Origin of the sequence: Bacillus sp. DHT2 (genome assembly GCF_026241455.1) — a bacterium.
Classification (GTDB): Bacteria; Bacillota; Bacilli; order Bacillales; family Bacillaceae_G; genus Bacillus_A; species Bacillus_A pseudomycoides.
On sequence record NZ_JAPHWH010000002.1, the window covers coordinates 53,428 to 78,091 of the forward strand.

Here is a 24,664-nt window from a genome sequence, read left to right on the forward strand (position 1 = left end):
GATTTCAAGATAATCTTAACAGACATTAATATCGATCTTCAGTTACTACCCCCTTATATGTCCTAGTGACAGGGTTCTTACCATAGACCGCAAAGCACCATGATGTCAATGATTCTCCTAATTCGAATGCTCTTCTTTTATGATTTAAATGTAATGAATTATAGTATTTCTATATAACCTTCTGTTCCATTTACTCGAATACGTTGCTCATCTTTTATCAGCTTGGTGGCATTTTCAACACCGACAACGGCAGGTAAGCCATATTCACGTGCGATGACTGCTCCATGGGTCATCAGTCCGCCAACTTCGGTGACAAGTCCTTTTATGGATACAAACAATGGTGTCCAGCCAGGGTCAGTAAAGGAGGTGACTAATATATCTCCATCTTCTAAATCAGCATCTTCCATGTTTAAAATAACACGCGCTCGTCCCTCTATAACTCCGGAAGAAACAGGCAGACCTAAAATCGCTTCGGCTGGGAGATTTTCTCGTTTGTACTCACCCGCAATAATTTCACCATCAGACGTGATAACACGTGGGGGAGTTAATTTTTCATATAATTTGTACTCGTCTTTTCGTTTGCTGATGATCTGGTAATCCAGTTTGTTTGTACGTACGACTTCGTGAAGTTCTTCAAAAGTGAGATAGTATATATCTTCTTTTTCGTGAATAACGCTGGCTTGCACGAGTTGTTCGGCTTCTTTCAGTAAAGCCTGCTTATAAATGAAGTAGCGATTAATCATGCCGTATTTTGGATATTCACGATAACCGATGAAATTCCGGATCAGGCTGATCATTCGTTTTGTCTCTTTGGCTTTTCGTTTACCATCCGGTAATTGCTTCAATCGATCTAATAACTCTTGTTCTTTTTTCAAAGCTTCCTGTCGCCCTTGCTCAAATTTCCGGTTGCCAGAATTAGGATCAAATTCTTTGATGTTATTGAGAATCATGTGGACAAGTGTAGTTGGTTTTTCACTCCAACGAGTTTTAGTAATATCAATTTCTCCAGCACATCGCATTCCGTATTTGTTGAGATAAGCATAGATAGCGTCTTGGATTTCCTGTCCACCATCAAACTTAACCAGTTCATCCAAAAAGTTATCATCTTTTACATGTTGTAAATAATTGATTACTTCCGGATAAGGACGAATCACATCTGCAACATCCAATAGCGCCAGACCCATTTCTGAAGTAATATTGTTTGGTGCAGATAGAGAAAGCGTGTCTGCTACGTTTTTTTCACCTAACCACTTGTTCATTTTCTCATTGATCCATGATGAAGCATCTATAGCAGCCATAATTACACCCAAACTTTGTGGGTCAAATAAAATCGTCTTTAATTTCTGGATATCTTCTAGAATACAATCAAATAAATCTGATCCTGATTTCGTTTGGATGTCTTGTTTTAACTCTTCTATCGATGTTTGACTACTCTGAATCAAATCAGAAACGATTGTCGGATTGTTTTCGATTTGTGCTTGAAAACCCGAAGACGATATACCTTTATTGCTTTTACTAGAACTCGGTACTTTTTTACCATCTGGTGACGATTTTATAAAATCTTCTCGCTCTATTATAGTCATGAGTGCGTCTTTTATAAGCGGATCGGATTGCCCCAAGGTATCTATTATCGTTTTTCTACTGACAGGCGAAGCCAGATTATGCGTGATATCAACAAATAACCTTCCACCAGCTTTAAACCTGGGTCCAAAAGATGTTAACTGGAATAAAGACATCCCCAATGGTTTCAAGGGATCGGTCATCATTTGTTGGTGACCGACAGATACATAAACGTGATTTTCCTGATCATCTGCTTCAGGGACAGGGTATAAAGTAGTGATGGGACGACTTTGCACGATATAAAATGTCTCGTCAGCCAGACACCATTCGATATCTTGTGGGCAACCAAAATAAGCTTCAATCTCTCTGCCTATGCGTGCGAGCTGTAAAATTTGTTGTTCAGTAAGTGTTTGCGTCTTTTGCCGATCAGGATCGATCTGCTGTGTCTCTGTTCCGCCTTCTTTTAGTCCATAGATGGCCAATTTTTTGGTTGCTATCATCTTATCGACGATTTTATCTTCTTGCACCTTATAGCAATCCGTAGATACCAAGCCGGAGACAAGAGCCTCTCCTAGTCCAAAGCTAGCATCAATCGATAGTAGCTTTCGATTGGAAGTAATCGGATCAGCAGTAAATAAAATTCCTGAAGCCTGTGGGAAAATCATCCGTTGAATGATAACGGATAGGTAAACCTGGCTGTGATCAAATCCGTTTTGAATTCGGTAAATTACTGCGCGATCAGTAAATAGGGAAGCCCAACATTTACTGATGTGTCGCAATATTGCATCTTTTCCGATGATATTTAAATAGGTGTCCTGTTGACCAGCAAAGGAGGCAAATGGAAGATCCTCGGCTGTAGCACTTGAACGAACAGCATATGCATGCTCGAAGCCAAAAGTTAAGAGACATCGATCGATATCTTCTTCGATCCCCTTCTCGATCTCGATCCCCTCAATCAGCTCACGAATCTTCCTGCTAATTTCACTAATTCTTTCTCGTTCGTCCACTTTTTGAACTGCTAGTTGATCCAGTAATTGATGAAGCTCCTCATTTTTCCCAATGACTCTTTTATATGCCTCAGTGGTAACACAAAATCCCTCTGGTACAAGTATTCCTTCAATCCTCGAACATTCGCCCAAATTCATCCCTTTGCCACCGACCACCATTTGTCTCGTTTTATCGATCTCACGAAACTCTAGTACATATGGTTTCATTTCTTTCCCTCCCATTTATCGCTCAATACCAAGACGAATCATATGACAAAAATTGTTCATCTGATCAACCAATTACCCTGTCCACTCGTTCTTGCTCCTCGCGAAGTTCCATGTTCATATCAAACACTCCTTTAAAAAAATAAAAATAGGGGTTGACTGAAAAGGATTTTATGACCTATAATTAAAATAGGGATAATTTACATAAAAATCCATAACTGGTGTATCTATATAAATTTACCACACTTTCTCATTTTTATCAATGTATTTACACGACCATAATTGTTGCAAATTCAAAGGAAGAAAAACCCCATTTCACAAGACAAATGACTTACAAAAAATGATATCCAAATATCCAATCATTTAGTGTAGCGTCAGGAAAATACGGATTTACAACGTTAAGAAATTCCAATATTAAAAAGCCCAATTTCTTAGTATTAATATTAAGAAATTGGGCTTTTTTCGTTACCCCATTAAAGCGCCCTATAATTGAATAAAAACCTAATTGATTTTTATGTCCCAAGGAGAAGAAGAAGTAAACTGCCTGCCCAAAGAAAATATGCAAGTTGAGTTAATATATACATGGATAATTAACAAAAAGCATGACATAAAATTGTCATGCTTTTTTTGCCTATTAAAAAATTCTTTTCGTACATTATTATTTTTTCAGTATATTAACACAAAAACTCATTAATTCAGTGGTATTTTTCATTCTTTATACTAACTTTAAACAGTACAAACAATTTTCATTTCCCATTAGCGGACTTTTTTCCCGTTGGACACTCTCCTACATCACCCGCTTAAACATCTTCTCCAGTTCATACGTCGAATGATGCACAAGTATAGGTCTACCATGCGGACATGTGTAAGGATTTGTTGTTGTACGCAGTTCTTCTAGCAAAGCAAATATTTGATCGTTCGTTAAATATTGATTTGCTTTGATCGATGCTTTACAGCTCATCATAATAGCTGCTTCTTCACGCAGTTTTTTTATATCGACTTTTTTTAGTTTGACAACTTGCTGCATCATTTCATCGATGATTTCTATTTCCTGTCCTTTTGGGAACCACGTTGGATGCGAACGAACGATAAAGGATTGATGACCAAATTGTTCTAAGAATAATCCTACCTTTTTCAATTCCTCTAATTGCTCTTCGACACGTAAGAATTCAGTGAGAGATAAATCAATACGATATGGTACGAGCAATTCTTGTACTTCTTTCGTTACTTGTCCTACTTTATCACGGAAATATTCATAATTGATTCGCTCTTGCGCTGCATGCTGGTCAATCATATATAAACCTTTATCATTTTGGGCGAAAATATAGGTTCCATGCATTTGCCCGATTGGATAAAGCGGTGGTAAGTCGTTTCCATTCATTTCGATTTCTTGGATTTCTGCTACTTCTTCTAATTCAAAATCTTCCTCGCTGTTATCCCATCCATTCCTGTCTTGGACAGATTTTCCAATCATTGATTTAGAAAGTTGCCAACTATTTTCTTCTTTTACTAAAGATTCTGGTGGCTGCCATTCCTGCTTCGGTGGTTGCCAAAGTAAATTTTTGTTTTGTGGTTTGGCTTGGATTTCTTCTTGTTTCTCATCCATTCCAGTCGGTAAGACGATGTTTGGCAGTGGTACTTCTTTCGGTTTTGTATGTTCAAAATGAAATTGCTCTTGTACACTTTCATCTTTTTCTTTTTTCTTTGATGTAACACCAGCATCTGGAATGAGCTGTATTTTTTTAAACGCGTCCTGCAATGTTTTTTCAATCAATTGCAGTAATTCCTGCTCTTTACTAAAACGCACTTCTAATTTCGCTGGATGAACGTTCACGTCAACTAACATTGGATCCATCTCGATTGATAAAATACCGATTGGATAACGTCCCACTGGAAGTAATGTGTGATACCCTTGCTGAATTGCTTTCATTAAGACATAGTTTCGAACGTAACGGCCATTTACAATCGTAGATATGTAATTACGAGATGCTCTCGTTACTTCAGGTAACGTTACATATCCACGAATGGTAAAGTCCAATGATTCCGCTTCAATCGGAATGAGTTTTTTCGCAACTTGAATGCTGTAAATTGCAGCAAGTACTTGCCTCACATCACCATTCCCCGAAGTGTGTAGCAGTTTTTTCTCATTATGAAACAATTTCAAAGATACTTCTGGATGGGACATAGCAATGCGATATACAATGTCTGTAATATTCCCAAGCTCTGTATGAATTGTTTTCATATATTTAAGGCGTGCTGGCGTGTTAAAAAACAGATTTTGAACCGTAATATCTGTCCCTTTACGGCTCGCTGTTTTTTCCTGCATTATAATGTCTCCGCCCTTAATAATAAGATGTGTACCTGGTGCATCCCCTGTACTTGTGACTAACTCTAATTCACTAACAGATGCGATACTTGGCAATGCCTCACCACGGAAACCGAGCGTGCGGATGCGAAATAAATCATTTTCATCTTTAATTTTACTTGTTGCATGCCGCTCAAAAGCAACAATACAATCTTCTTCAGCAATGCCATCTCCATTATCAATGATGCGAATTTTTGATAATCCAGCTTCTTCTAAGTGGATTTCAATAGATGTACTATTCGCATCGATGGAATTTTCGACAAGTTCTTTTACAACTGAAGCAGGTCGTTCGACTACTTCCCCTGCGGCAATTAAGTTAGAGAGTTGATCATCGAGTTTACGAATTTTCCCCATCTACTTACTCATCCTTTCTTTAACTTTTTCTGCAAACGATACAGTTCATTTAAGGCTTCTAGAGGAGTCATATCAAGTAAATCGATTTTTTTAATTTGTGTTAATACAGCTGTTTCTTTTTGATCAAACATAGGCTTGTCTTCTTTTTTCACAGGCTGTTCTGTAGTAAAGAAAGATAGCTGTGATTCTGCAGGTTCTTCTTTCTCTTCTAGCTGCGGTTCTGATTTTTCTTTTACAACGACTGGTTCTTGGACAATTTCTTCTTGTACTTTCACTTCCACTCGTTTTGGAATGATGATTTCCTCTTGTCCTTCTAGCTGCGCTAACACTTCTTTCGCACGAGCAATTAAGCTATCTGGTAGTTCAGCAAGCTGGGCAACGTGAATACCATAACTTTTATCTGCTGCACCATCTTGAATCTTATGCAAGAAAACAACTTTTCCGTTTTCTTCAATAGCTGAAACGTGTACATTTTTCAGTTGCTCTAAGCTTTCTTCTAATACAGTTAGTTCGTGATAATGTGTTGAGAATAATGTTTTCGCTCCAATTTGATCATGAATATGTTCTATGATTGCTTGTGCGAGTGCCATACCGTCATACGTAGATGTACCGCGTCCAATTTCATCAAATAGAATTAGACTTCTTTCCGATGCATTCGCAATTGCATTTTTCGCTTCTAACATTTCGACCATAAATGTACTTTGACCTGAAATTAAATCATCTGCTGCACCTATTCTCGTAAAGATTTGGTCAAATACAGGTAACACCGCTTCTGTTGCTGGTACAAAACAACCGATTTGCGACATAACAGTAATAAGTGCTAATTGACGCATATACGTACTCTTACCAGACATATTTGGACCCGTAATTAAAAAGACATCCATATTTTCAGGCATCATGCAGTCATTTGGAACATACAATTTGCCGTTCAATACTTTTTCTACAACAGGATGGCGACCATCTTTTATAAAGATTTCACGTTTATCTGTTAAAACTGGTTTTACAAATTGCTCTTCTTCACTTACTGTTGCAAAGCTTTGCAGTACATCTAGTTCACTAATAACTTTCGCTAGATGCTGTAATTTAGGAATAAACACCTTTACTTCTTCACGAAGTACAGTGAATAAATCATATTCTAGCTGTACAATTTTTTCTTCTGCCTCTAAAATCAATGTTTCTTTTTCTTTTAATTCATCTGTGACGAAACGTTCTGCGTTTGCAAGTGTCTGCTTACGCTCATAGCGCCCCTCTGGAAGAGCAGAAAGATTTGCCTTTGTCACTTCAATATAATAGCCAAAAATACGGTTGTAACCAATCTTTAATGATTTAATACCTGTAATATCACGCTCACGTTTTTCAAGCTCTGCAATCCACGTTTTTCCGTTCTTACTAACATAGCGATATTGATCTAATTTGTCATTATAGCCATCTTTTATAATATCCCCATCTTTTATAGAAAGCGGTGGGTTTTCTTGAATACTTCTTCCTAGTAACTCTGTTAAACTTTCACATGGATCAGCGCCTTGAATTAACCTTGCTGCATAAGAATTGTCTAATAAACTAATGGCCTCTAAAATAGCTGGCACTTGCAGAAGTGAACGTCTTAATTGCAGTAAATCACGCGCATTTACGTTACCATATGCGACTTTTCCTGCTAAACGCTCTAAATCATACACTTCTTTTAATTTTTCTTTTAAATCTTCACGTAAAAAATAGTCATTCACAAACGTTTCAACCATTTCTAAACGTTCTTCAATGTTGTCTTTTTGTATAAGTGGACGTTCCATCCACTGTTTTAACATACGGCCACCCATAGCTGTTTTTGTTTTATCTAATAGCCATAATAAAGAGCCTGTTTTCTCTTTTGTTCGAAGTGTTTCTGTTAACTCTAAATTACGCTTTGAATGTACATCAATTTTCATAAATTGATTTGTATAATAAATATCTACCGGCTGCAAGTGATCCAATGAACGTTTTTGCGTTCTTAATACATAATTCAATAAGCGTCCTACTGCTGCAACTAATTTCGTTTGCGTCACACTTTTAACAAGGTGTTCCAACCCTTCAGGAATCTTCGTTGCATCTTCATATGAAATTGTCATTTTCAATGTTTCTGTTAGCTTGTTTAGCTCATCTTTTGAAAATGTAGAATCTACAACAATTTCTTTTGAACCTGTTGCATACACCTCTAATAAAACATCTTCTACCGTACCCGTTAATAGTGTCACTGTATTTTGTCCTGTTGTTAAATCATTACAAGCCAGTGCATAAGAACCATCTTCAAAATGAGTTAACGCCGCTAAGAAGTTGTTTTCTTTCTCATCAATTGTGCGCCCTTCCATCATCGTTCCTGGCGTAATCAATTGAACAACTTCACGTCTTACAACACCTTTTGCTGTTTTGGGATCTTCTACTTGTTCACAAACCGCAACCTTATATCCTTTTTCAACAAGCTGTTCAATATAGTTTTTTGCTGCATGATATGGGACACCACACATCGGTATACGATCACTACTCCCACCATCTCGGCTTGTCAATGTAATTTCAAGCTCATGTGCTGCCTTTATAGCATCCTCAAAGAACATTTCATAAAAATCTCCTAAACGGAAAAATAAAAAGGCATCTTGATAATCTGCCTTGACCTTTAAATATTGTTGTATCATCGGGGTGTACTGTGCCATTTGTTTCCTCCATACTTCATAAAAATGTGCTATATTTATATGCCGCACTTCACGGACAATTTCCTCTCCACTTATAGGAGTCTCTCTTCATTATAGCACATTTTCAATACAAAATAGTTCCATCCAGTATGACTAATACTATGTAAAAAGCTAGGAAGAAATTCTCCCTAGCTTTCTATTATTCTTCTTCTGCATCTACAATAAAGTTTGGATCTAACTCTTCAAATTCATCATCATCTACTTCAAAGCTATCCTCATCCTCTGGACATCCATCTGGATTTACATTTACACAAATTTTTGTTTCACCGACAACTTCTGTTACAAATTCACGCTCTACCGTTACAACAATTTTGTTATCATTTGGTGAAACAATTGCTTCTAAACAATTTGGATGTTGAATAACGCGGGCAATAATTTCTAAATCTTCACCTGAAAAATTTTTGTCACGATATCCAATATTGATTTCATCCGTGTAACTAACACGTTCTGTTACAACTTCTGTTTTTGTGTTTTCATCAAATGAGTACCACGTATTCACATCGTAGTATCCTTCAATTTCTACAGCCTTCCCATTCTTTCTTGCTTCATATGTGTGATTAATTACCCAACATCCGAGAATACTTGTCGGCTCATGATTTGATTCACATGTATGCGTTGACTTTGTATACTTACGTCCTTTGCCCACTACTGCCTTTGTAATAATCTCTCTAAATTCGGACATTCGGAACCCTCCTCAATCAATATTCACTTAATCATATGCGTGACAATAGCGGAATGTGTCATTCTTTTTTTGACAAAAGACTATAGAGCAAAATAAAAACAAAAAAGAGATGTCCATAAGACATCTCCCTTAACAATCACAATTCCCTTTTTTACTCTCTACTTCAGCACCCGTTTCACCTTTTAACACATTGCCACCAGTTGAAATTAAAATTTCATCCGTTACGTTATTAGAAATGGTACTTGCTACAAGCTGCAGTAAATCATTTACATATGTTTGTGAAGATTTAAATTCCTGTACAACCGGAATGCTATCAAGTTTATCTTGCAGAGCATCTATTTCCGCTTCTACTTTTTTCAATGCTTCCCATTTTCCATAATGCTGTAAGTTTACGGCTTGTTTTTGCAGCGCTTTAATTTCATCAATTGCACGTTTTACATTTTCATTTTTATGAATTTGCGCTTCCGCACGTTTAAAGAAATCCACTTCTTCTGTTTCAGAAATCATTTTCGCTAATTCTTTCGCTTGCTCAACAATTTCATCTTTTGTATAAACTTTCATCTATTATTTCACCTCGAGTGGCTCCTCAACCAATTCCCCGTTTAGAGACCAAGTTTTTGCTTCCGTTACTTTTACTTTTACAAGCTGACCGATTGCATATTTTGGAGCTACGAAGTTTACAAGTTTATTGGTACGCGTATAGCCTGCAAGCACGTCGGGATTATTCTTACTTTCTCCATCAACTAGTACTTCAACGATTTGGCCTTTATATCGTTTATTCTTTTCCATAGAATATTCATTAACCAATGCATTTAAACGTTGTAAACGCTCTTTTTTCACTTCCATCGGTACATTATCCTTCATTTTTGCAGCAGGTGTACCTTCACGTGGAGAATAAATAAATGTAAATGCACTATCAAACCCTACTTCGCGATATAACGACATCGTTTCTTCAAACTGCTCGTCTGTTTCATTTGGGAAACCAACGATAATATCAGTTGTTAATACTGCATTCGGAATCGCTTCTTTAATTTTACGTACAAGTTCTAAATAGTGTTCCCGTGAATATTTACGTGCCATAATTTTCAACATATCTGTACTTCCAGATTGCACCGGTAAGTGGATATGTTCAACTAAATTACCGCCTTTTCCAAGTACTTCAATTAAGTGATCATCGAAATCACGTGGGTGACTTGTCGTAAAGCGAACACGTGCTATATCAATCTTACGAAGTTCATCCATTAAATCACCAAGACCATATTCTAAATCTTCAAAGTCTTTACCGTATGCGTTTACGTTCTGACCAAGCAACGTAATTTCTTTATATCCATTTGCCGCTAAATGACGAATTTCATTAATAATATCTTCTGGGCGGCGACTACGTTCTTTACCACGTGTATATGGTACTATGCAATATGTACAGAATTTGTCGCATCCATACATAATATTTACCCATGCTTTAATATCACCACGACGTACTTTCGGAAGGTTTTCAATTACATCCCCTTCTTTAGACCATACTTCAACAACTGTCGCTTTTGAGAACATCGCATCTTTTAAAATGTACGGCAAACGATGAATATTATGTGTACCAAATACCATATCTACATGCTGGTTTTTTTGCATAATTTTATTTACAACAGATTCTTCTTGAGACATACAACCACACACACCAATTAAAAGATCTGGGTTTCTTTGTTTTAATGGTTTTAAATGACCAAGTTCACCAAATACTTTATTCTCAGCGTTTTCACGAATGGCACAAGTATTTAATAGAATCACATCTGCATCTTCTGTCGAAAATGTTGGTTCATATCCAAGTGTTGTAAAAATACCAGCCATTACTTCTGTATCATGTTCATTCATTTGACATCCATAAGTACGGATATAAAACTTTCTTCCGGCACCAAAGTTACGAAACTCTTCTGGCAAACCAAAATCACGTTCAATTTTAACTTCTTCTTTTCCGCGTTTTTTCGCATCTTTTAAAGAAGGCGGCTGATATACACTTTCAAAGTATTTACTGTAATCTTTTTCTCCTTTTTTCATAGAAGAATTGGCTTGTTGACTTGCTAATCGTTGTTGCTCGTTCATGGGTAATCTCCTTTCAACCTTAACTATACACACTCTGTAGTCCATTCTAATGACAATCAGACCCATCTTAAAGATTAGGATAGTTTGAGAGATAACTTGCCCCTTTGAAACTCGAGTAATCGATCTAACCATCCGTAAGAATGGAGTCTTCCCGACACCAATAGACATTCCCTTTTTTGTTGTTTTAACCTTGTCCTTTTAAATAGCATGTTATTTTATTCCTATACACACTATCATAGTATAAAGTGTTTAGCTAAATTTAACAACAAAGAGACAGTATCATACCCACGTACTACAGCGCACAAACCAATTTTTTCTGGCAAGACGATACACTATCATTTTATCATTCTGAATTTTCCGAGTAAACAAAATGTATTAAAAAGTTAACTCATTTTGTTTACTCACCATGTAAATAAAAAAGCTGCCATTAAGCAGCTTTTTTATTATGATTACATAAATTCAGCAACGAGTTCATCAAACATTTTTTGATCCATTTGTAAATCAGCTTGCACTAAAGGCTTTTCACTATATCCCTTTACAAGTTCTTGGTAAGAAGGCTGCTCTGTATTTTGATAAATTAAGCCTGTTACTAAACCTTTGTTTTCCATTAATGTTTGCATAGCAATCATACGATTAGATGGATCGTATCCTTCAACTGTGCTTAATTTTGTTAAATTCTCTTTAAACCAGTCATACGTATTTACTTTATTATAAGTTACACATGGGCTAAATACATTAATTAAAGAGAATCCTTTATGCTGAATACCAGCTTCGATAAGCTGCGTTAATTCTTTTAAGTCACTAGAGAAGCTTTGTGCCACAAAAGTTGCACCAGCTGTTAACGCCATTTCCATTACAGATAACGCTGGTTCAATTGAACCTTGCGGTGTACTTTTCGTTTTAAATCCCGCTTCGCTACGTGGTGAAGTTTGACCTTTTGTTAAACCGTAAATTTGGTTATCCATAACGATGTACGTAATGTCAATGTTACGACGAATCGAATGAATTGTATGTCCCATACCGATTGCAAAGCCATCTCCGTCACCACCAGATGCGATAACTGTTAAATCACGGTTTGCCATTTTCACACCTTGTGCAATTGGAAGTGCACGCCCATGAATACTATGAACACCATACGAATTAATATAACCTGAAATACGACCTGAACAGCCAATTCCAGAAATAACAGCTAATTCATCTGGGTTTAAACCAACGTTAGCTGCTGCACGTTGAATTGCAGCTTGCACCGAGAAGTCTCCGCAACCTGGACACCAGTTTGGTTTTACACTGTTCCGAAAGTCCTTAAATGTTGCCATTTAATACAACCCCTTTTTTGCATTCGTTGTAAATTTCTTTTGGGAGGAATGGATTCCCGTCATATTTTAACAGACTAGAAATTTTCTCACCAATGCCAAGATTCATTTTCATAATGTTAGCAAGCTGACCAGTTGCATTGTTTTCTACTACAACAACGCGTTTTGCATCCTTTACAAGTGGAAGAATTTCATCAGTTGGGAACGGATGAATTAAACGAACATGAGCATGATTTACTTTTAATCCTTCTTGCTCTAAACGCTCCATTGCTTCTTCAATTGCACCACGAGTAGAGTTAAAGCCAACTAACAATACATCAGCTTCATCATACTTAGCATTTTTGTAAACAGGGGTATTAAACTTTAAATTCTCCATTTTACGGAAACGTTTGTCCATTTGTGCTTTACGATTCAGTGCTGATTCAGATGGTTTACCAGTTTCATCATGTTCTACACCTGTCACATGGTGAACACCATTTTTCATACCAGGTAAAACACGTGGTGAAACACCATCTTCTGTCACTTCATAACGTTTAAAGTAAGCTTTATTTTCACGATCTGGTAACTCTGCCTGTAAATCAAGCTTACCGCGGCGAATTTCTACTCTGTCTAACTTCAATGGTTCTACTGTTTGCTTTCCTAAAGAAAGCTGTAAATCTGTTAAGAAAATAACAGGAACTTGATATTCTTCCGCTAGGTTAAATGCTTCTACGATATCATAGAACGCTTCTTCAACAGTACTTGGCGCCATTACGATTTTTGGAATTTCACCGTGTGTCCCGTAAATCATCGCCATTAAATCAGATTGCTCTTGCTTTGTTGGTAAACCAGTACTTGGACCTCCACGCTGTGTATCAACGATTACAAGTGGTGTTTCTGTAATACCAGCTAAACCAATTGATTCCATCATTAAAGATAAACCAGGTCCTGCTGATGCTGTTAGGGTACGTACACCCGCATAGTTCGCACCAATTGCCATTGTACAAGCAGCAATCTCATCCTCTGTTTGGATGACTGTTCCGCCTACTTTTGGCAATTTTTTAATTAAGTATTCCATAATTTCAGAGGCAGGTGTAATTGGATATGCTGACATAAAGCGCGCTCCACCAGCTACTGCGCCAAATGCAATTGCATCGTTACCGATCATAAACATACGTTTTTGACCATCAGCTTTTTCAAGCTGCATCATATTCACTTTCTCACCAAGTAATTCTTTCATATATTGAGAGCCGCGTTTGATTGCTTCCATATTCTTTTTAACGACTTGCTCTCCCTTGCGACCGAAAATTTCTTCAACAACTTCTAAATATACAGTTTCATCTAACCCTAATACTGCACTAGATGCCCCAACGGCAACCATGTTTTTCATTAATGATGTCCCTAATTCAGAGGCAATATCTGTAAACGGTATTGCATATAGATTTACATCTGAACTTTCTGGTATAGTTGGATTAAATTTTGCATCTGCAACAACAATTCCACCTGGTCGTAGTTCGTGGAAGTTAAAATCAATTGTTTCTTGATCAAAAGCAATTAAAATATCTAAATCATCTGATATTGCGCGTACTTCAGTTGTACTTACGCGAATTTTATTATTTGTATGACCACCCTTAATTCGTGATGAAAAGTGGCGGTAACCGTATAGGTAATACCCTAAGCGGTTTAATGCAATACAGAAGATTTCTCCTGTACTTTCAATTCCTTCACCTTGTTGTCCTCCAACTTTCCATGAAAGTTGACTAATCATCTCCTACACCCCTTTTGGCTGCATTCATTGTAGTGTATTTTTTTACAGTAATAGTGTAGCACTTTTTATGCAAAGAAACTACAATGGACACAAATTATACCTCTTCAGACTTCCCTGAATGTTTTGCATAATCTTAATTCGTCTACAATTCTAGCCTTACAATGAAAAAAATGCAATAATTTGGTCTGAATTTCATTAGAATTTTTTAATTTTTCTAACTTTTTATTTTCAAATAAAAAAACAATAAAAAATAAGAAACTAGAAAGAAATATGATTAATGAAATTATCATATAAAAAGCTTTGAACATTTGTTTCACTGTATCGCTTACTCAGTTCATTGATTACATATTCATAACGCCGATACGCTTCCACACCGACAACCATTTCTGTGATACCATCAAAATCCGAACCAAATCCTATATTGCACTCTCCTCCGAGCGAACAAATGCGCTCCACATGCCGTAATATGTCATCCATATAAGCAGGCCCATGGTTGGTTAAAAACTCTGGAACGAACGTTACACCAATTACACCATCTTTTTGAATAAGTGCTTGTACTTGTTCATCTTTCAGATTACGCGGGTGCTGACAAAGCCCATAACAATTTGAATGTGATGCAATTGGATATTGAGCAATTTCCATCACATCCCAAAAACCTTTTTCATTTAAGTGAGACACATCTGTCCATAAACGAAACGAATTCAGCTCTTCTACAACCTTCTTACCAAACGCAGTAAGTCCCGCTCCTCTTGTTTCCAGTGCTCCATCAGCTAATAAATTCGCATGATTCCACGTGAGTCCCATAGATCGGACTCCTAAACGATAGAGCGTGCGCAATTTCATCATTTCTTTTCCAATTGCTTCGCCGCCTTCTAATGTTAAAATCGCGCCAATTTCATTTGATTCTAACTGCGTTATATCTTTTTTTGTCTGAATCAATTTCATGTTTGGTAACGATAAAACCTGCTTATAAAATATATCTATCATAGCTAACGTAGCTTCAAAACGTTGTTCATATGGTACGATTTCAGGTACATATATCGCAAAGCATTGTACGCTTCCTTTTCTTTGCTCCAATTGTTCAAATGTAATATGTAAAGACGGATCATTTTGAAAATTCTTCTTTCCTTTTGCACTCCATAGTTGCCATAGTACATCACAGTGCGCATCAAATACTTTCACTTTCATTTCCCCTTCCCCATAAAAACAACCTGTTTGCATAAAAGCAAACAGGTTGTTCAAACTTAACGAGGTTCTACAATTAATTTTATTGCTGTACGTTCTTCACCATCAATCATAATGTCTGTAAAAGCTGGGATACAAATCAAATCCAAACCACTAGGCGCTACAAACCCTCTTGCAATTGCTACTGCCTTCACAGCTTGATTTAATGCACCTGCGCCAATAGCTTGGATTTCTGCTGTTCCGCGTTCGCGAATAACTCCAGCAAGTGCACCGGCTACAGAGTTAGGGACCGAAGTTGCTTTAACTTTTAATATTTCCATTCCTCGTTTCCTCCTCGTTTCTTTAAAAAGTATTAGCGATTGATTTCACTTTAACTTATATTCACGAGGGGAGACATGTATTCCTGCTAAATTTCTGTAATTTTTCTAAAAAATTAAAATATAATGTTTTTTCTAACTTCTAAATAATCTTATTCGAAAAATGGCTGATCATCATTGATTAAAATACGCTCAATTTTTTTCGCTTTTCCTGTATTTGGATCCACATCAATTAATACTGCACTTAGTTGCGTTCTTCCATTTGTTACTTCAAAACGTACAGGTAAATTCGTTAAAAATTTCTTCAGTACAGCTTCACGATCCATACCTAAAATCCCATCATACGGACCAGTCATTCCAACATCTGTAATATAAGCTGTTCCGCTTGGCAAAATACGATTATCTGCTGTTGGAACATGCGTATGTGTCCCTACGACTGCCGTAGCACGTCCATCTACGTACCAACCAAGCGCCTGTTTTTCACTTGTTGTCTCAGCATGAAAATCAATAAAGATAATATTTGTACGTTTTTTCGCAATGTTAATTAATTCATCTACTTTTCGGAACGGGCAATCAATTGGCGGAAGAAACGTACGTCCTTGTAAATTAATTACCGCTACTTCGGTACCGTTACAATTTACAAAAATAAGTCCTTTTCCCGGTGTTCCCTCTGGGAAATTGGCTGGTCTTGCAAGATATTTTGCATCATCAATAAACTCAAACACTTCACGGTTATCCCAAGCATGATTCCCAAGCGTAACTGCTTGTGCACCACACTCTAAAAAGTTTCGGTAAATTTTCTCTGTAATACCACGGCCACCTGCAGCATTTTCTCCATTAATAATTGTTACAGTAGGCGTATATTTTTTCTTTAACGCCGGTACGTATTGTTGAATCATACCTCTTCCAGGGGATCCTACTACATCTCCAACAAATAAAATTCTCATATGTCTTACCCTTTCTATGTACTACTTATTTTATTACTCACTAATAAGAAAAACAAACTGCTCATTAAAACTCTTCTTCCATTCTAGCCAACTAGAATGGAAATCGAATAAAGTGATTTGCAAACGATTTATTTTATATTGCCCAATCCCAACACAAAAAAATAAAGTGGTGTTTCACCACTTTATTTTGCGTATTCCACTGCACGTGTTTCACGAATAACTGTTACTTTAATATGTCCTGGATAATCCAGTTCATTTTCAATACGTTTTCGAATATCACGCGCTAAACGATGAGCTTCTAAATCATCGATTGTATCCGGTTTTACCAAGATGCGAACTTCACGTCCTGCTTGAATTGCAAAAGATTTTTCTACTCCTTCATAGGATTCTGAAATCTCTTCTAACTTTTCAAGACGACGAATATAGTTTTCAAGCGTTTCACTACGAGCTCCTGGTCTTGCAGCTGATAACGCATCCGCTGCTGCAACTAAAACTGCAATGATGGAAGTTGGTTCTGTATCACCATGGTGAGATGCGATACTATTAATAACAACCGGATGCTCTTTATATTTCGTTGCGAGTTCAACACCAATTTCAACGTGACTACCTTCTACTTCATGGTCAATTGCTTTTCCGATATCATGCAATAGACCTGCACGTCTTGCTAGTTTTTCATCCTCGCCAAGCTCCGCTGCCATAAGTCCTGTTAAGTACGCTACTTCCATAGAGTGTTTCAACACATTTTGTCCATAACTTGTACGGTATTTCAAACGACCTAAGATTTTAATTAAATCTGGATGTAATCCGTGGACACCTACTTCAAATGTTGTTTGTTCCCCAACTTCGCGAATATACTCATCCACTTCACGTCTCGATTTTTCGACCATTTCCTCAATACGTGCTGGGTGAATACGTCCATCCTGTACGAGCTTATCAAGAGCGATACGAGCTGTTTCACGACGAATTGGATCGAACCCTGATAGGATTACCGCTTCTGGCGTATCATCAATAATAAGGTCAATACCTGTTAACGTTTCTAACGTACGAATATTACGACCTTCACGCCCGATAATACGTCCCTTCATTTCGTCATTTGGAAGATTTACAACCGAAACGGTTGTTTCAGCAACATGATCAGCTGCACATCTTTGCATTGCAAGAGATAAAATCTCTTTTGCTTTCTTATCCGCCTCTTCTTTCGCACGAACTTCACTTTCTTTTACCATAACGGCAATTTCATGAGAAATTTCACTTTCCACTTTCCCTAAAATGATTGCTTTCGCTTGTTCGCGTGTCAGATTGGAAATGCGCTCTAATTCCGTTTGTTGCTTTTGAACTAACTCTCCCACTTTGCTTTCCAACTCTTCAATCTGTTGTTGTCTCGCTACAAGAGATTCCTCTTTCTTTTCTAACATCTGCTCACGTTTATCGAGCGTCTCGTCTTTACGATCAAGGTTCTCTTCTTTTTGCATTAAACGATTTTCTTGTTTTTGTAATTCGCTTCTACGATCACGAATTTCTAATTCAGCTTCTGTACGAAGTGTATGAATTTCATCCTTTGCTTCTAAAAGCGCTTCCTTCTTAAGTGCCTCTGCTTCACGATTTGCATCTTCTAAAATGCGTCTCGCTTCGTTTGCTGCACCATTAATCTTCGCTTCTGCAATAGACTTTCGAACAAAAAAGCCAACAACTGCACCGACTGTTGCAAGCAAAATGGAGATGAGTATCCAAATTAATGTACTACTACTCATGATTTCACCTCCCCTTGCCATGAATGAAAAAAGACTGTCGGCATGTACATTAATTTGCAACGTACAGCAAAGACCGTCGCCCCGCTTTTTAAGGGACTTTCTTCATTTCACAATTAAAATGTCATATTATTATTTCGAAAAGGTATAGAACCTACTCCGAATGTTACTTCTCTTCTAGAGAAGAGTGTATCGTATATAAGAAAAAATATACATTCTCATTGTATCTATCGCAATTTTCATTGTCAAGCGTTGTCTACTTTTACTTTCTTTACCTTTGTCATATAAATCTCCTTTTAACGAAAAAAGTTTATATTCACCAAAGATGGCACCCCTTACCTAATCAGTTTTAACAAGGGAGAACGCCTGAATGAAAGACCTTGCTACATATTATTGTGAAATAAAAAATAAAAGACACGAAATCGTGTCTTTTGTTAATCTAGAATAGCACCTTCTTCTAAGTTTCCAGAATCTTCACCAATACCATGATGTTCACGAATAAAGAATGCAATTTCATCTCTTAATTCTGGATTTTCTTTTAAGAATTGTTTTGCATTTTCGCGCCCTTGTCCTAAACGTTCTTCATTATAAGAATACCAAGCACCACTTTTTTGAACGATATCAAGTTCAGAAGCCATATCTAAAATTTCGCCTTCTCTTGAAATCCCTTCTCCGTACATAATATCAACTTCAGCAACACGGAAAGGAGGTGCTACTTTATTTTTCACTACTTTTATTTTTGTTTTGTTACCAACAATATCATTACCTTGCTTTAATTGCTCAGCGCGACGCACTTCAAGACGAACTGTTGAATAGAATTTCAACGCACGACCACCTGGAGTTGTTTCTGGGTTCCCGAACATAACCCCAACTTTTTCACGAATTTGGTTAATAAAGATTGCAATTGTTTTTGATTTGTTAATCGCACCGGAAAGCTTACGAAGTGCTTGTGACATTAGACGTGCTTGTAAACCGACGTGAGAGTCACCCATTTCTCCTTCGATTTCCGCTTTTGGTACAAGAGCCGCTACAGAGTCAATTACGATAATATCAATTGCACCGCTTCGTACTAAAGCTTCTGCAATTTCTAGACCTTGTTCTCCTGTATCAGGCTGTGATAATAGTAACTCATCAATATTAACACCCAATTTTTGTGCATATACAGGATCCATCGCATGTTCTGCATCAATAAATGCTGCTTGTCCACCTTGACGTTGCACTTCTGCAATCGCATGTAAGGAAACCGTTGTTTTACCTGAGCTTTCAGGTCCATAGATTTCGATAACACGTCCGCGCGGGTAACCACCAACACCTAAAGCTACATCAAGTGCTAATGAACCACTTGGAATTGTAGAAATTCTACGTTCTGCCTGTTCTCCTAATTTCATAATGGAGCCTTTACCAAATTGCTTCTCTATTTGTTTTAACGCCATATCTAATGCCGCTTGACGATCACTCATTCAAAATTCCTCCTTAACTGAATTGCTAATCTTATTATACCTATTTTCATATCAATTTGCCAACAAAAATCGAACGTTTATTCGTTTTTTTGTTTTCCATGGAAAAAGTTTCATTTTTCATCACAAAAAAACTAGAAGAAACTCACATCTCTTCTAGTTTTTTGTATAAATGATAAAATCCATATTTCACAGAGCGTTCCCGAATTTGCTGACGACTTCCACTTAATTTAAGAGGAAAAACAAACGTTGGTTCATTCTTTATCGCTAAACCTACAAAAACAGTACCAGGCTCTTTATTTTCCGAAGCACCCGGTCCTGCCACTCCAGTAAAGCTAATCCCAATATCTGCCTTCAATAGTGTCTTTACATTTTCAGCAAGATAACGAGCACATTGTTCGCTAACAGCACCGACTGTTTGTAAGGTTTCTTCAGGCACTTGTAAAACATGTTGTTTCACATCGTTATGATAGCAAATCACGCCGCCTTTAAAAACAGAAGATACGCCGGCATTTTCTGTTACTTGATTTCCAAACAGACCGCCTGTTAAACTTTCTGCACACGCTAAAGTTAAAGCTTTTTTCTTCAATAAATCAATCGCTTTATTATGAAGAAAATCTTGATTATATCCGTAGAAAAACTCCCCTACTCGTTCTAAAATCAAATCTTCTATATGTTGAATTAACACTTCCGCATGCTTTACATCATGGTGTTTAGCGGTCAAACGAAGCGTTACTTCTCCATCTGAAGCTAGCGGAGCAATTGTTGGATTCGTTTGACCATCAATTAAGTCTTGAACTTTCACTTCCAGTTGGGATTCTCCAATGCCGAAAAAACGAAGAACACGGGAATATATATGCTCTTCAGTTGTAAGGTTACGTAAAAACGGCTCTACGTAGCTTGTATACATCGGTTTCATTTCTTTTGGCGGGCCCGGTAATAAAATATAAACCTTCTGGTTCTTAGCTAGCCCCATACCCGGTGCCATACCATGATCATTTGCAAATACAGTCGATCCCTTCAAAACAAGTGCTTGTTTCTTATTATTTTCTGTGAATTCGCGTCCTGTACGTTTAAAATACTCGCCAATTGACGTTAAAGCCTCTTCATCATAAACAAGTTCTTCTTGTAAGGTTGAAGCAATTGTTTCTTTCGTTAAATCATCTTTTGTCGGTCCTAATCCACCAGTAAAAATAAGTATATCTGCACGCTTCTCAGCAATTTGAATTGCTTCTTGTAAACGATGATTATTATCACCTACAACCGTATGATAATACACATTAATTCCGATGGAAGCTAACTTTTCAGATAAAAACTTCGCATTTGTATTTGTAATTTGCCCGAGTAACAATTCTGTTCCAACCGCAATAATTTCGGCATTCATTCCGATTCCCCCATAAGCTGTTATTTTGAATTTACAAAAGCAGCTCTATTTTTCCAGAAATAGTCCCAACCAGAAATAACCGTAAAGATAAGTGCAATCCATATGAAAATATCCGCAACCGGAATATGGATTAAATTTAACGGTACATCATGTAATAAATATGCTGAAATCGCAATAATTTGTGTCCATGTTTTAATTTTCCCTAACATATTCGCCGCAACAACCTCACCAGTTCCAGCCAATATAAGACGTAATCCTGTTACAGCAAACTCACGGCTAATGATTACAATAACGATCCAAGATGGAACATATTGCATTTCTACTAATGTAATAAGCGCTGCTGAAACAAGTAACTTATCAGCTAATGGATCAAGAAACTTACCTAGATTCGTCACGAGATTATACTTTCTTGCATAATGTCCATCAATCCAATCTGTAGCTGAAGCAACAATGAAAACTATCGCTCCTACTAAATGTTGAATTGGTAAATCTACATTTCCAACTGTATATGTTCCCCAGTTAAAAGGAGCTAACATAATTACTAAAAAAATTGGAATTAAGCAGATTCGAGATATTGTAATTTTATTTGGTAAATTCACAGCTATTCCTCCATCATGTCAAAAACATTTGTTCATTGGAAAAAAGTCATCGAAGCGATGACTGTTATTGTGCAGGTTGTCCTATCCCTAGATTTTTAATCACTAATCTTTGGTGATATTCCTTTTCTGGATCTAGTGGGAAAGCAACAACTTGGCCATTCAGTTTAATTTCAACATTCGGTGCACTTCCAATGTTGAGAAGTACTTCTTTTGCTGTTGTTAAATCATGTTTTTCTGTTTGACCTTCTTGAAGTGTACCATTAAAAACGACATTTCCACCTTCATTTTTAATGTCTACATAACTTGCACCCTTCGCTGTAATTTCTAACTCCAGTGCTTTATTATTATGAATTTCCAAAGTAGATACCTTACCACTTGTTCCAACAAGCTTCACTTCTTCTTGTCCAGCAGGTGGCTGTTGTGCTGGTGGCTCTTCTTTTTTAGGTTCTTCTTTTTTAGGTTCTTCTGCTTTTACTTCTTCTTTCTTTTCATCAAGCGGAGAATTTTTCGCCTTCTGTACTTCTATTTGCTCACTTTTCGTTTGTTTTACTTGTCCTTCATCTTTTCCAATTAACCATTGGAAAACAAACCACACAGCTACCCCTACTGCAATTACCAATAATGCAATCAATATTTTAGACATATGATCTGCTATTGGAAGCGATGCTGCTTTTTGCATAGTTTCTTGTGTTTTTTGACCTTTTGATATTTGCGGTACATCATGAGATTCAGATTGTGGTACTACGCTTTGATACTCTACAATCAACTCTTCTCCGTTCAGACCAACCGCGTCCGCATATTGTTTAATAAATGCACGTGCATAAAATGCACCAGGCAATATACTATAATCGCCCTCTTCAATTGTTACTAAATACCGTTTTTGAATTTTCGTTACCTCATGTAGCTGATCAATAGATAAGCCTTTCGCTTCTCTTGCTTCCTTCAGCTTTTGTCCTAATTCCGTCACTACTAACACCTCAATATTTCTTTAAAAGTCAAACATAGAGAAATTATTTTGCGCTCCTTGCTCAATTTCATCTACTAAATTATATTGAATTTCTTCATCATAATCGTTACGCAATTCAATAATATAATCAAAATCATCAAGTGTATATTCTGATTGACTCACAAATACATCTGGATGTTCGACAACTTTAGTTGCGGGTAACCTCATAATTTCACGAACGAGTTGCCAATGCCTTTCATTCGCACGCTTTGTTGAAACAATGCCATCTAATATAAAAATATTATCGTCACTATACTCATCTTCAATCAGTTGACTGCGTACAGTTTGTTTAATAAGAGTAGACGAAACAAATAGCCAACGCTTATTTGCACAAACACTTGCAGCAACGATAGATTCCGTTTTTCCAACGCGAGGCATTCCTCTTATTCCGATGAGTTTATGCCCTTCTTTTTTCATTAGTTCCGCCATAAAATCAACGAGTAAACCCAATTCATCACGAACAAAACGAAATGTTTTCTTATCATCTGCGTCTCGCTGTATGTACCTACCGTGCCTAACTGCCAACCTATCTCTGAGCTTTGGCGGACGATATTTCGTTACAGTTATATTATCCATCGTATTCAAAATTGATTCAAGTCTAGAGATTTGCTCTTGGCTATCACACATAAGCAACAGCCCGCGCCGAGCGTTGTCTACACCATTAATTGTGACAATATTAATACCAAGCATACCGATTAACGAAGAAACGTCACCAAGCAAGCCAGGTCGGTTTTTATGTATTTCATATTCAAAATACCATTCAATCATCAAATGTCACTCCCCCTGCTTACTTTACACCTACGTACTATATTATATGATTTTACGTTAATAGGGAAGATAAATGTATAATGAATCACGGTATTTTCAATACCTAAAAAAAAGAGAGGATTTTCTCCTCTCTTTTTTACTTATGTTGTACAAACTTTACCATTAAGTTAGCAATCATGTGTTGTTCTTGTTCATCAGCCACTTTCCAAAGCTCAGCTAATAATTTTTCTTGATCATTTCGCGCCTCTACTTCATTTGCCAAATAATCACCTACACGGAATGCCATATCTGAAACTGCACCACCATCAAGCCCTTTTCCTTGCGCTTGTTCTAAACGTTCTCCTAAAAAGCTTTTCCACTGGTCAAAATTCTCTAATACTGACATGTTTAAGCACCTCACTATTAAGTAATAGAATCATACTTAATTTGTACAATTTCTCACTTTTTATGTACATATTTTTATTTTAACAATGCCAGCCACCGTTTACTCCAATAATTTGCCCTGTTATATAGGAAGCCCCTGGTGATACAAGGAAAGAAACAGTTTTGGCGATTTCCTCTGGAAATCCAATCCTTCCAGCTGGAATCTCTTCTGCGATCTCTTTCTTGTCCTCTTTTGAAAACACACTTAACATTTCCGTCTCTATGGCTCCTGGTGCCACTGCATTTACACGTATACCACTTAGCGCAACCTCTTTTGCGAGCGCCTTTACATAAGAGTTTTGTGCACCTTTTACCATAGAATACAGCACCTCACAAGACGCTCCTACTTGTCCCCATATAGATGAAATAACAACGATATTTCCACTTCGCAGGCGGATCATCGATGGAAGCGCAAGTGAAAGAAGGTTATAAACACTCTTCACCTGCAATTCCACCATCTCATTCAATTGCTCATTTGTCACATCTGTCGCCAAACCAAATATACTTTTTCCAGCTGCATACACAATAACATCAATCGGATAATGAATTTGCGCCCAGAGCTTTTGCACGCCATCTACCACTGCTAAATTCGCTTGAACTGGAATAATTGCACCAAGTTGCTGTTCTAATTTTTTTATTTTCTCTTCACTTTTGTTGTAATGGACATACACCGTATAACCATCTTCAACTAATTGTTTCGAAATTGCAGAGCCAATTCCTCCGCTTCCTCCAGTCACTAATGCAAACTTTGTCATATGTATCCTCTCTTATCTTTCCTCTACAG

General features: G+C 37.1%; 19 protein-coding genes. All 19 read right to left on the bottom strand.

Annotated features, from left to right (window positions below):
* Positions 1 to 158: 158 nt before the first annotated feature.
* The 19 genes from ppsA to ymfI all read right to left on the bottom strand — a co-directional run bounded on the left by ppsA (position 159) and on the right by ymfI (position 24,635).
* Complete coding sequence (gene ppsA / locus ORL93_RS05275) at positions 159 to 2,774, bottom strand: phosphoenolpyruvate synthase (RefSeq protein ID WP_265958767.1); 2,616 nt, start codon at positions 2,772 to 2,774, stop codon at positions 159 to 161.
* A gap of 784 nt (positions 2,775 to 3,558) precedes the next feature.
* Complete coding sequence (gene mutL / locus ORL93_RS05280) at positions 3,559 to 5,490, bottom strand: DNA mismatch repair endonuclease MutL (RefSeq protein WP_265958769.1); 1,932 nt, start codon at positions 5,488 to 5,490, stop codon at positions 3,559 to 3,561.
* Between the two features lie 8 nt (positions 5,491 to 5,498).
* Positions 5,499 to 8,171, bottom strand: coding sequence for a DNA mismatch repair protein MutS (gene mutS / locus ORL93_RS05285; RefSeq protein WP_097795828.1), 2,673 nt, complete (start codon positions 8,169 to 8,171; stop codon positions 5,499 to 5,501).
* A 178-nt stretch (positions 8,172 to 8,349) separates the two neighbouring features.
* Positions 8,350 to 8,892 (bottom strand): outer spore coat protein CotE, encoded by a 543-nt coding sequence (gene cotE / locus ORL93_RS05290; RefSeq protein WP_003199431.1) that lies wholly within the window; start codon positions 8,890 to 8,892, stop codon positions 8,350 to 8,352.
* A 129-nt stretch (positions 8,893 to 9,021) separates the two neighbouring features.
* Positions 9,022 to 9,453, bottom strand: coding sequence for a YlbF/YmcA family competence regulator (locus ORL93_RS05295; protein ID WP_006095670.1), 432 nt, complete (start codon positions 9,451 to 9,453; stop codon positions 9,022 to 9,024).
* A 3-nt stretch (positions 9,454 to 9,456) separates the two neighbouring features.
* Positions 9,457 to 10,986, bottom strand: coding sequence for a tRNA (N6-isopentenyl adenosine(37)-C2)-methylthiotransferase MiaB (miaB, locus tag ORL93_RS05300; protein WP_003199427.1), 1,530 nt, complete (start codon positions 10,984 to 10,986; stop codon positions 9,457 to 9,459).
* Positions 10,987 to 11,435: 449 nt separating this feature from the next.
* Complete coding sequence (locus ORL93_RS05305; protein WP_018764680.1) at positions 11,436 to 12,302, bottom strand: 2-oxoacid:ferredoxin oxidoreductase subunit beta; 867 nt, start codon at positions 12,300 to 12,302, stop codon at positions 11,436 to 11,438.
* Entirely contained in the window at positions 12,289 to 14,046 is a 1,758-nt protein-coding gene (locus ORL93_RS05310; protein ID WP_003199424.1) for a 2-oxoacid:acceptor oxidoreductase subunit alpha, read from the bottom strand. The genes ORL93_RS05305 and ORL93_RS05310 overlap by 14 nt, the downstream gene beginning before the upstream one ends.
* A gap of 258 nt (positions 14,047 to 14,304) precedes the next feature.
* Positions 14,305 to 15,267, bottom strand: a complete 963-nt coding sequence (locus tag ORL93_RS05315; RefSeq protein WP_176524575.1) for a dipeptidase — start codon at positions 15,265 to 15,267, stop codon at positions 14,305 to 14,307.
* Positions 15,268 to 15,290: 23 nt separating this feature from the next.
* Complete coding sequence (gene spoVS / locus ORL93_RS05320; RefSeq protein WP_000404341.1) at positions 15,291 to 15,551, bottom strand: stage V sporulation protein SpoVS; 261 nt, start codon at positions 15,549 to 15,551, stop codon at positions 15,291 to 15,293.
* A 149-nt stretch (positions 15,552 to 15,700) separates the two neighbouring features.
* Positions 15,701 to 16,495: a TIGR00282 family metallophosphoesterase gene (locus ORL93_RS05325; RefSeq protein WP_003199419.1), complete on the bottom strand. Its 795-nt coding sequence runs from the start codon at positions 16,493 to 16,495 to the stop codon at positions 15,701 to 15,703.
* Positions 16,496 to 16,677: 182 nt separating this feature from the next.
* Entirely contained in the window at positions 16,678 to 18,246 is a 1,569-nt protein-coding gene (gene rny / locus ORL93_RS05330) for a ribonuclease Y (RefSeq protein ID WP_016115916.1), read from the bottom strand.
* A 431-nt stretch (positions 18,247 to 18,677) separates the two neighbouring features.
* On the bottom strand, positions 18,678 to 19,703 hold the full coding sequence (gene recA, locus ORL93_RS05335) for a recombinase RecA (RefSeq protein ID WP_006095669.1): 1,026 nt from the start codon (positions 19,701 to 19,703) through the stop codon (positions 18,678 to 18,680).
* Between the two features lie 142 nt (positions 19,704 to 19,845).
* A complete protein-coding gene (locus ORL93_RS05340) occupies positions 19,846 to 21,084 on the bottom strand; it encodes a competence/damage-inducible protein A (RefSeq protein ID WP_097795826.1) in 1,239 nt (412 codons plus the stop codon).
* 20 nt (positions 21,085 to 21,104) lie between these two features.
* The gene (gene pgsA / locus ORL93_RS05345; RefSeq protein ID WP_018764686.1) at positions 21,105 to 21,683 is read right to left on the bottom strand and encodes a CDP-diacylglycerol--glycerol-3-phosphate 3-phosphatidyltransferase; all 579 of its coding nucleotides are present in this window, start codon (positions 21,681 to 21,683) and stop codon (positions 21,105 to 21,107) included.
* 64 nt (positions 21,684 to 21,747) lie between these two features.
* Positions 21,748 to 22,659 carry a helix-turn-helix domain-containing protein gene (locus ORL93_RS05350; RefSeq protein WP_265958773.1) on the bottom strand — a complete coding sequence of 304 codons (912 nt, stop codon included), beginning with the start codon at positions 22,657 to 22,659 and terminating at the stop codon, positions 21,748 to 21,750.
* A gap of 12 nt (positions 22,660 to 22,671) precedes the next feature.
* Positions 22,672 to 23,457 carry a DUF3388 domain-containing protein gene (locus tag ORL93_RS05355; protein ID WP_016115921.1) on the bottom strand — a complete coding sequence of 262 codons (786 nt, stop codon included), beginning with the start codon at positions 23,455 to 23,457 and terminating at the stop codon, positions 22,672 to 22,674.
* Between the two features lie 136 nt (positions 23,458 to 23,593).
* Positions 23,594 to 23,842 carry a DUF3243 domain-containing protein gene (locus ORL93_RS05360; protein WP_003199403.1) on the bottom strand — a complete coding sequence of 83 codons (249 nt, stop codon included), beginning with the start codon at positions 23,840 to 23,842 and terminating at the stop codon, positions 23,594 to 23,596.
* Positions 23,843 to 23,921: 79 nt separating this feature from the next.
* On the bottom strand, positions 23,922 to 24,635 hold the full coding sequence (gene ymfI, locus ORL93_RS05365; RefSeq protein ID WP_265958774.1) for an elongation factor P 5-aminopentanone reductase: 714 nt from the start codon (positions 24,633 to 24,635) through the stop codon (positions 23,922 to 23,924).
* Positions 24,636 to 24,664: the final 29 nt, after the last annotated feature.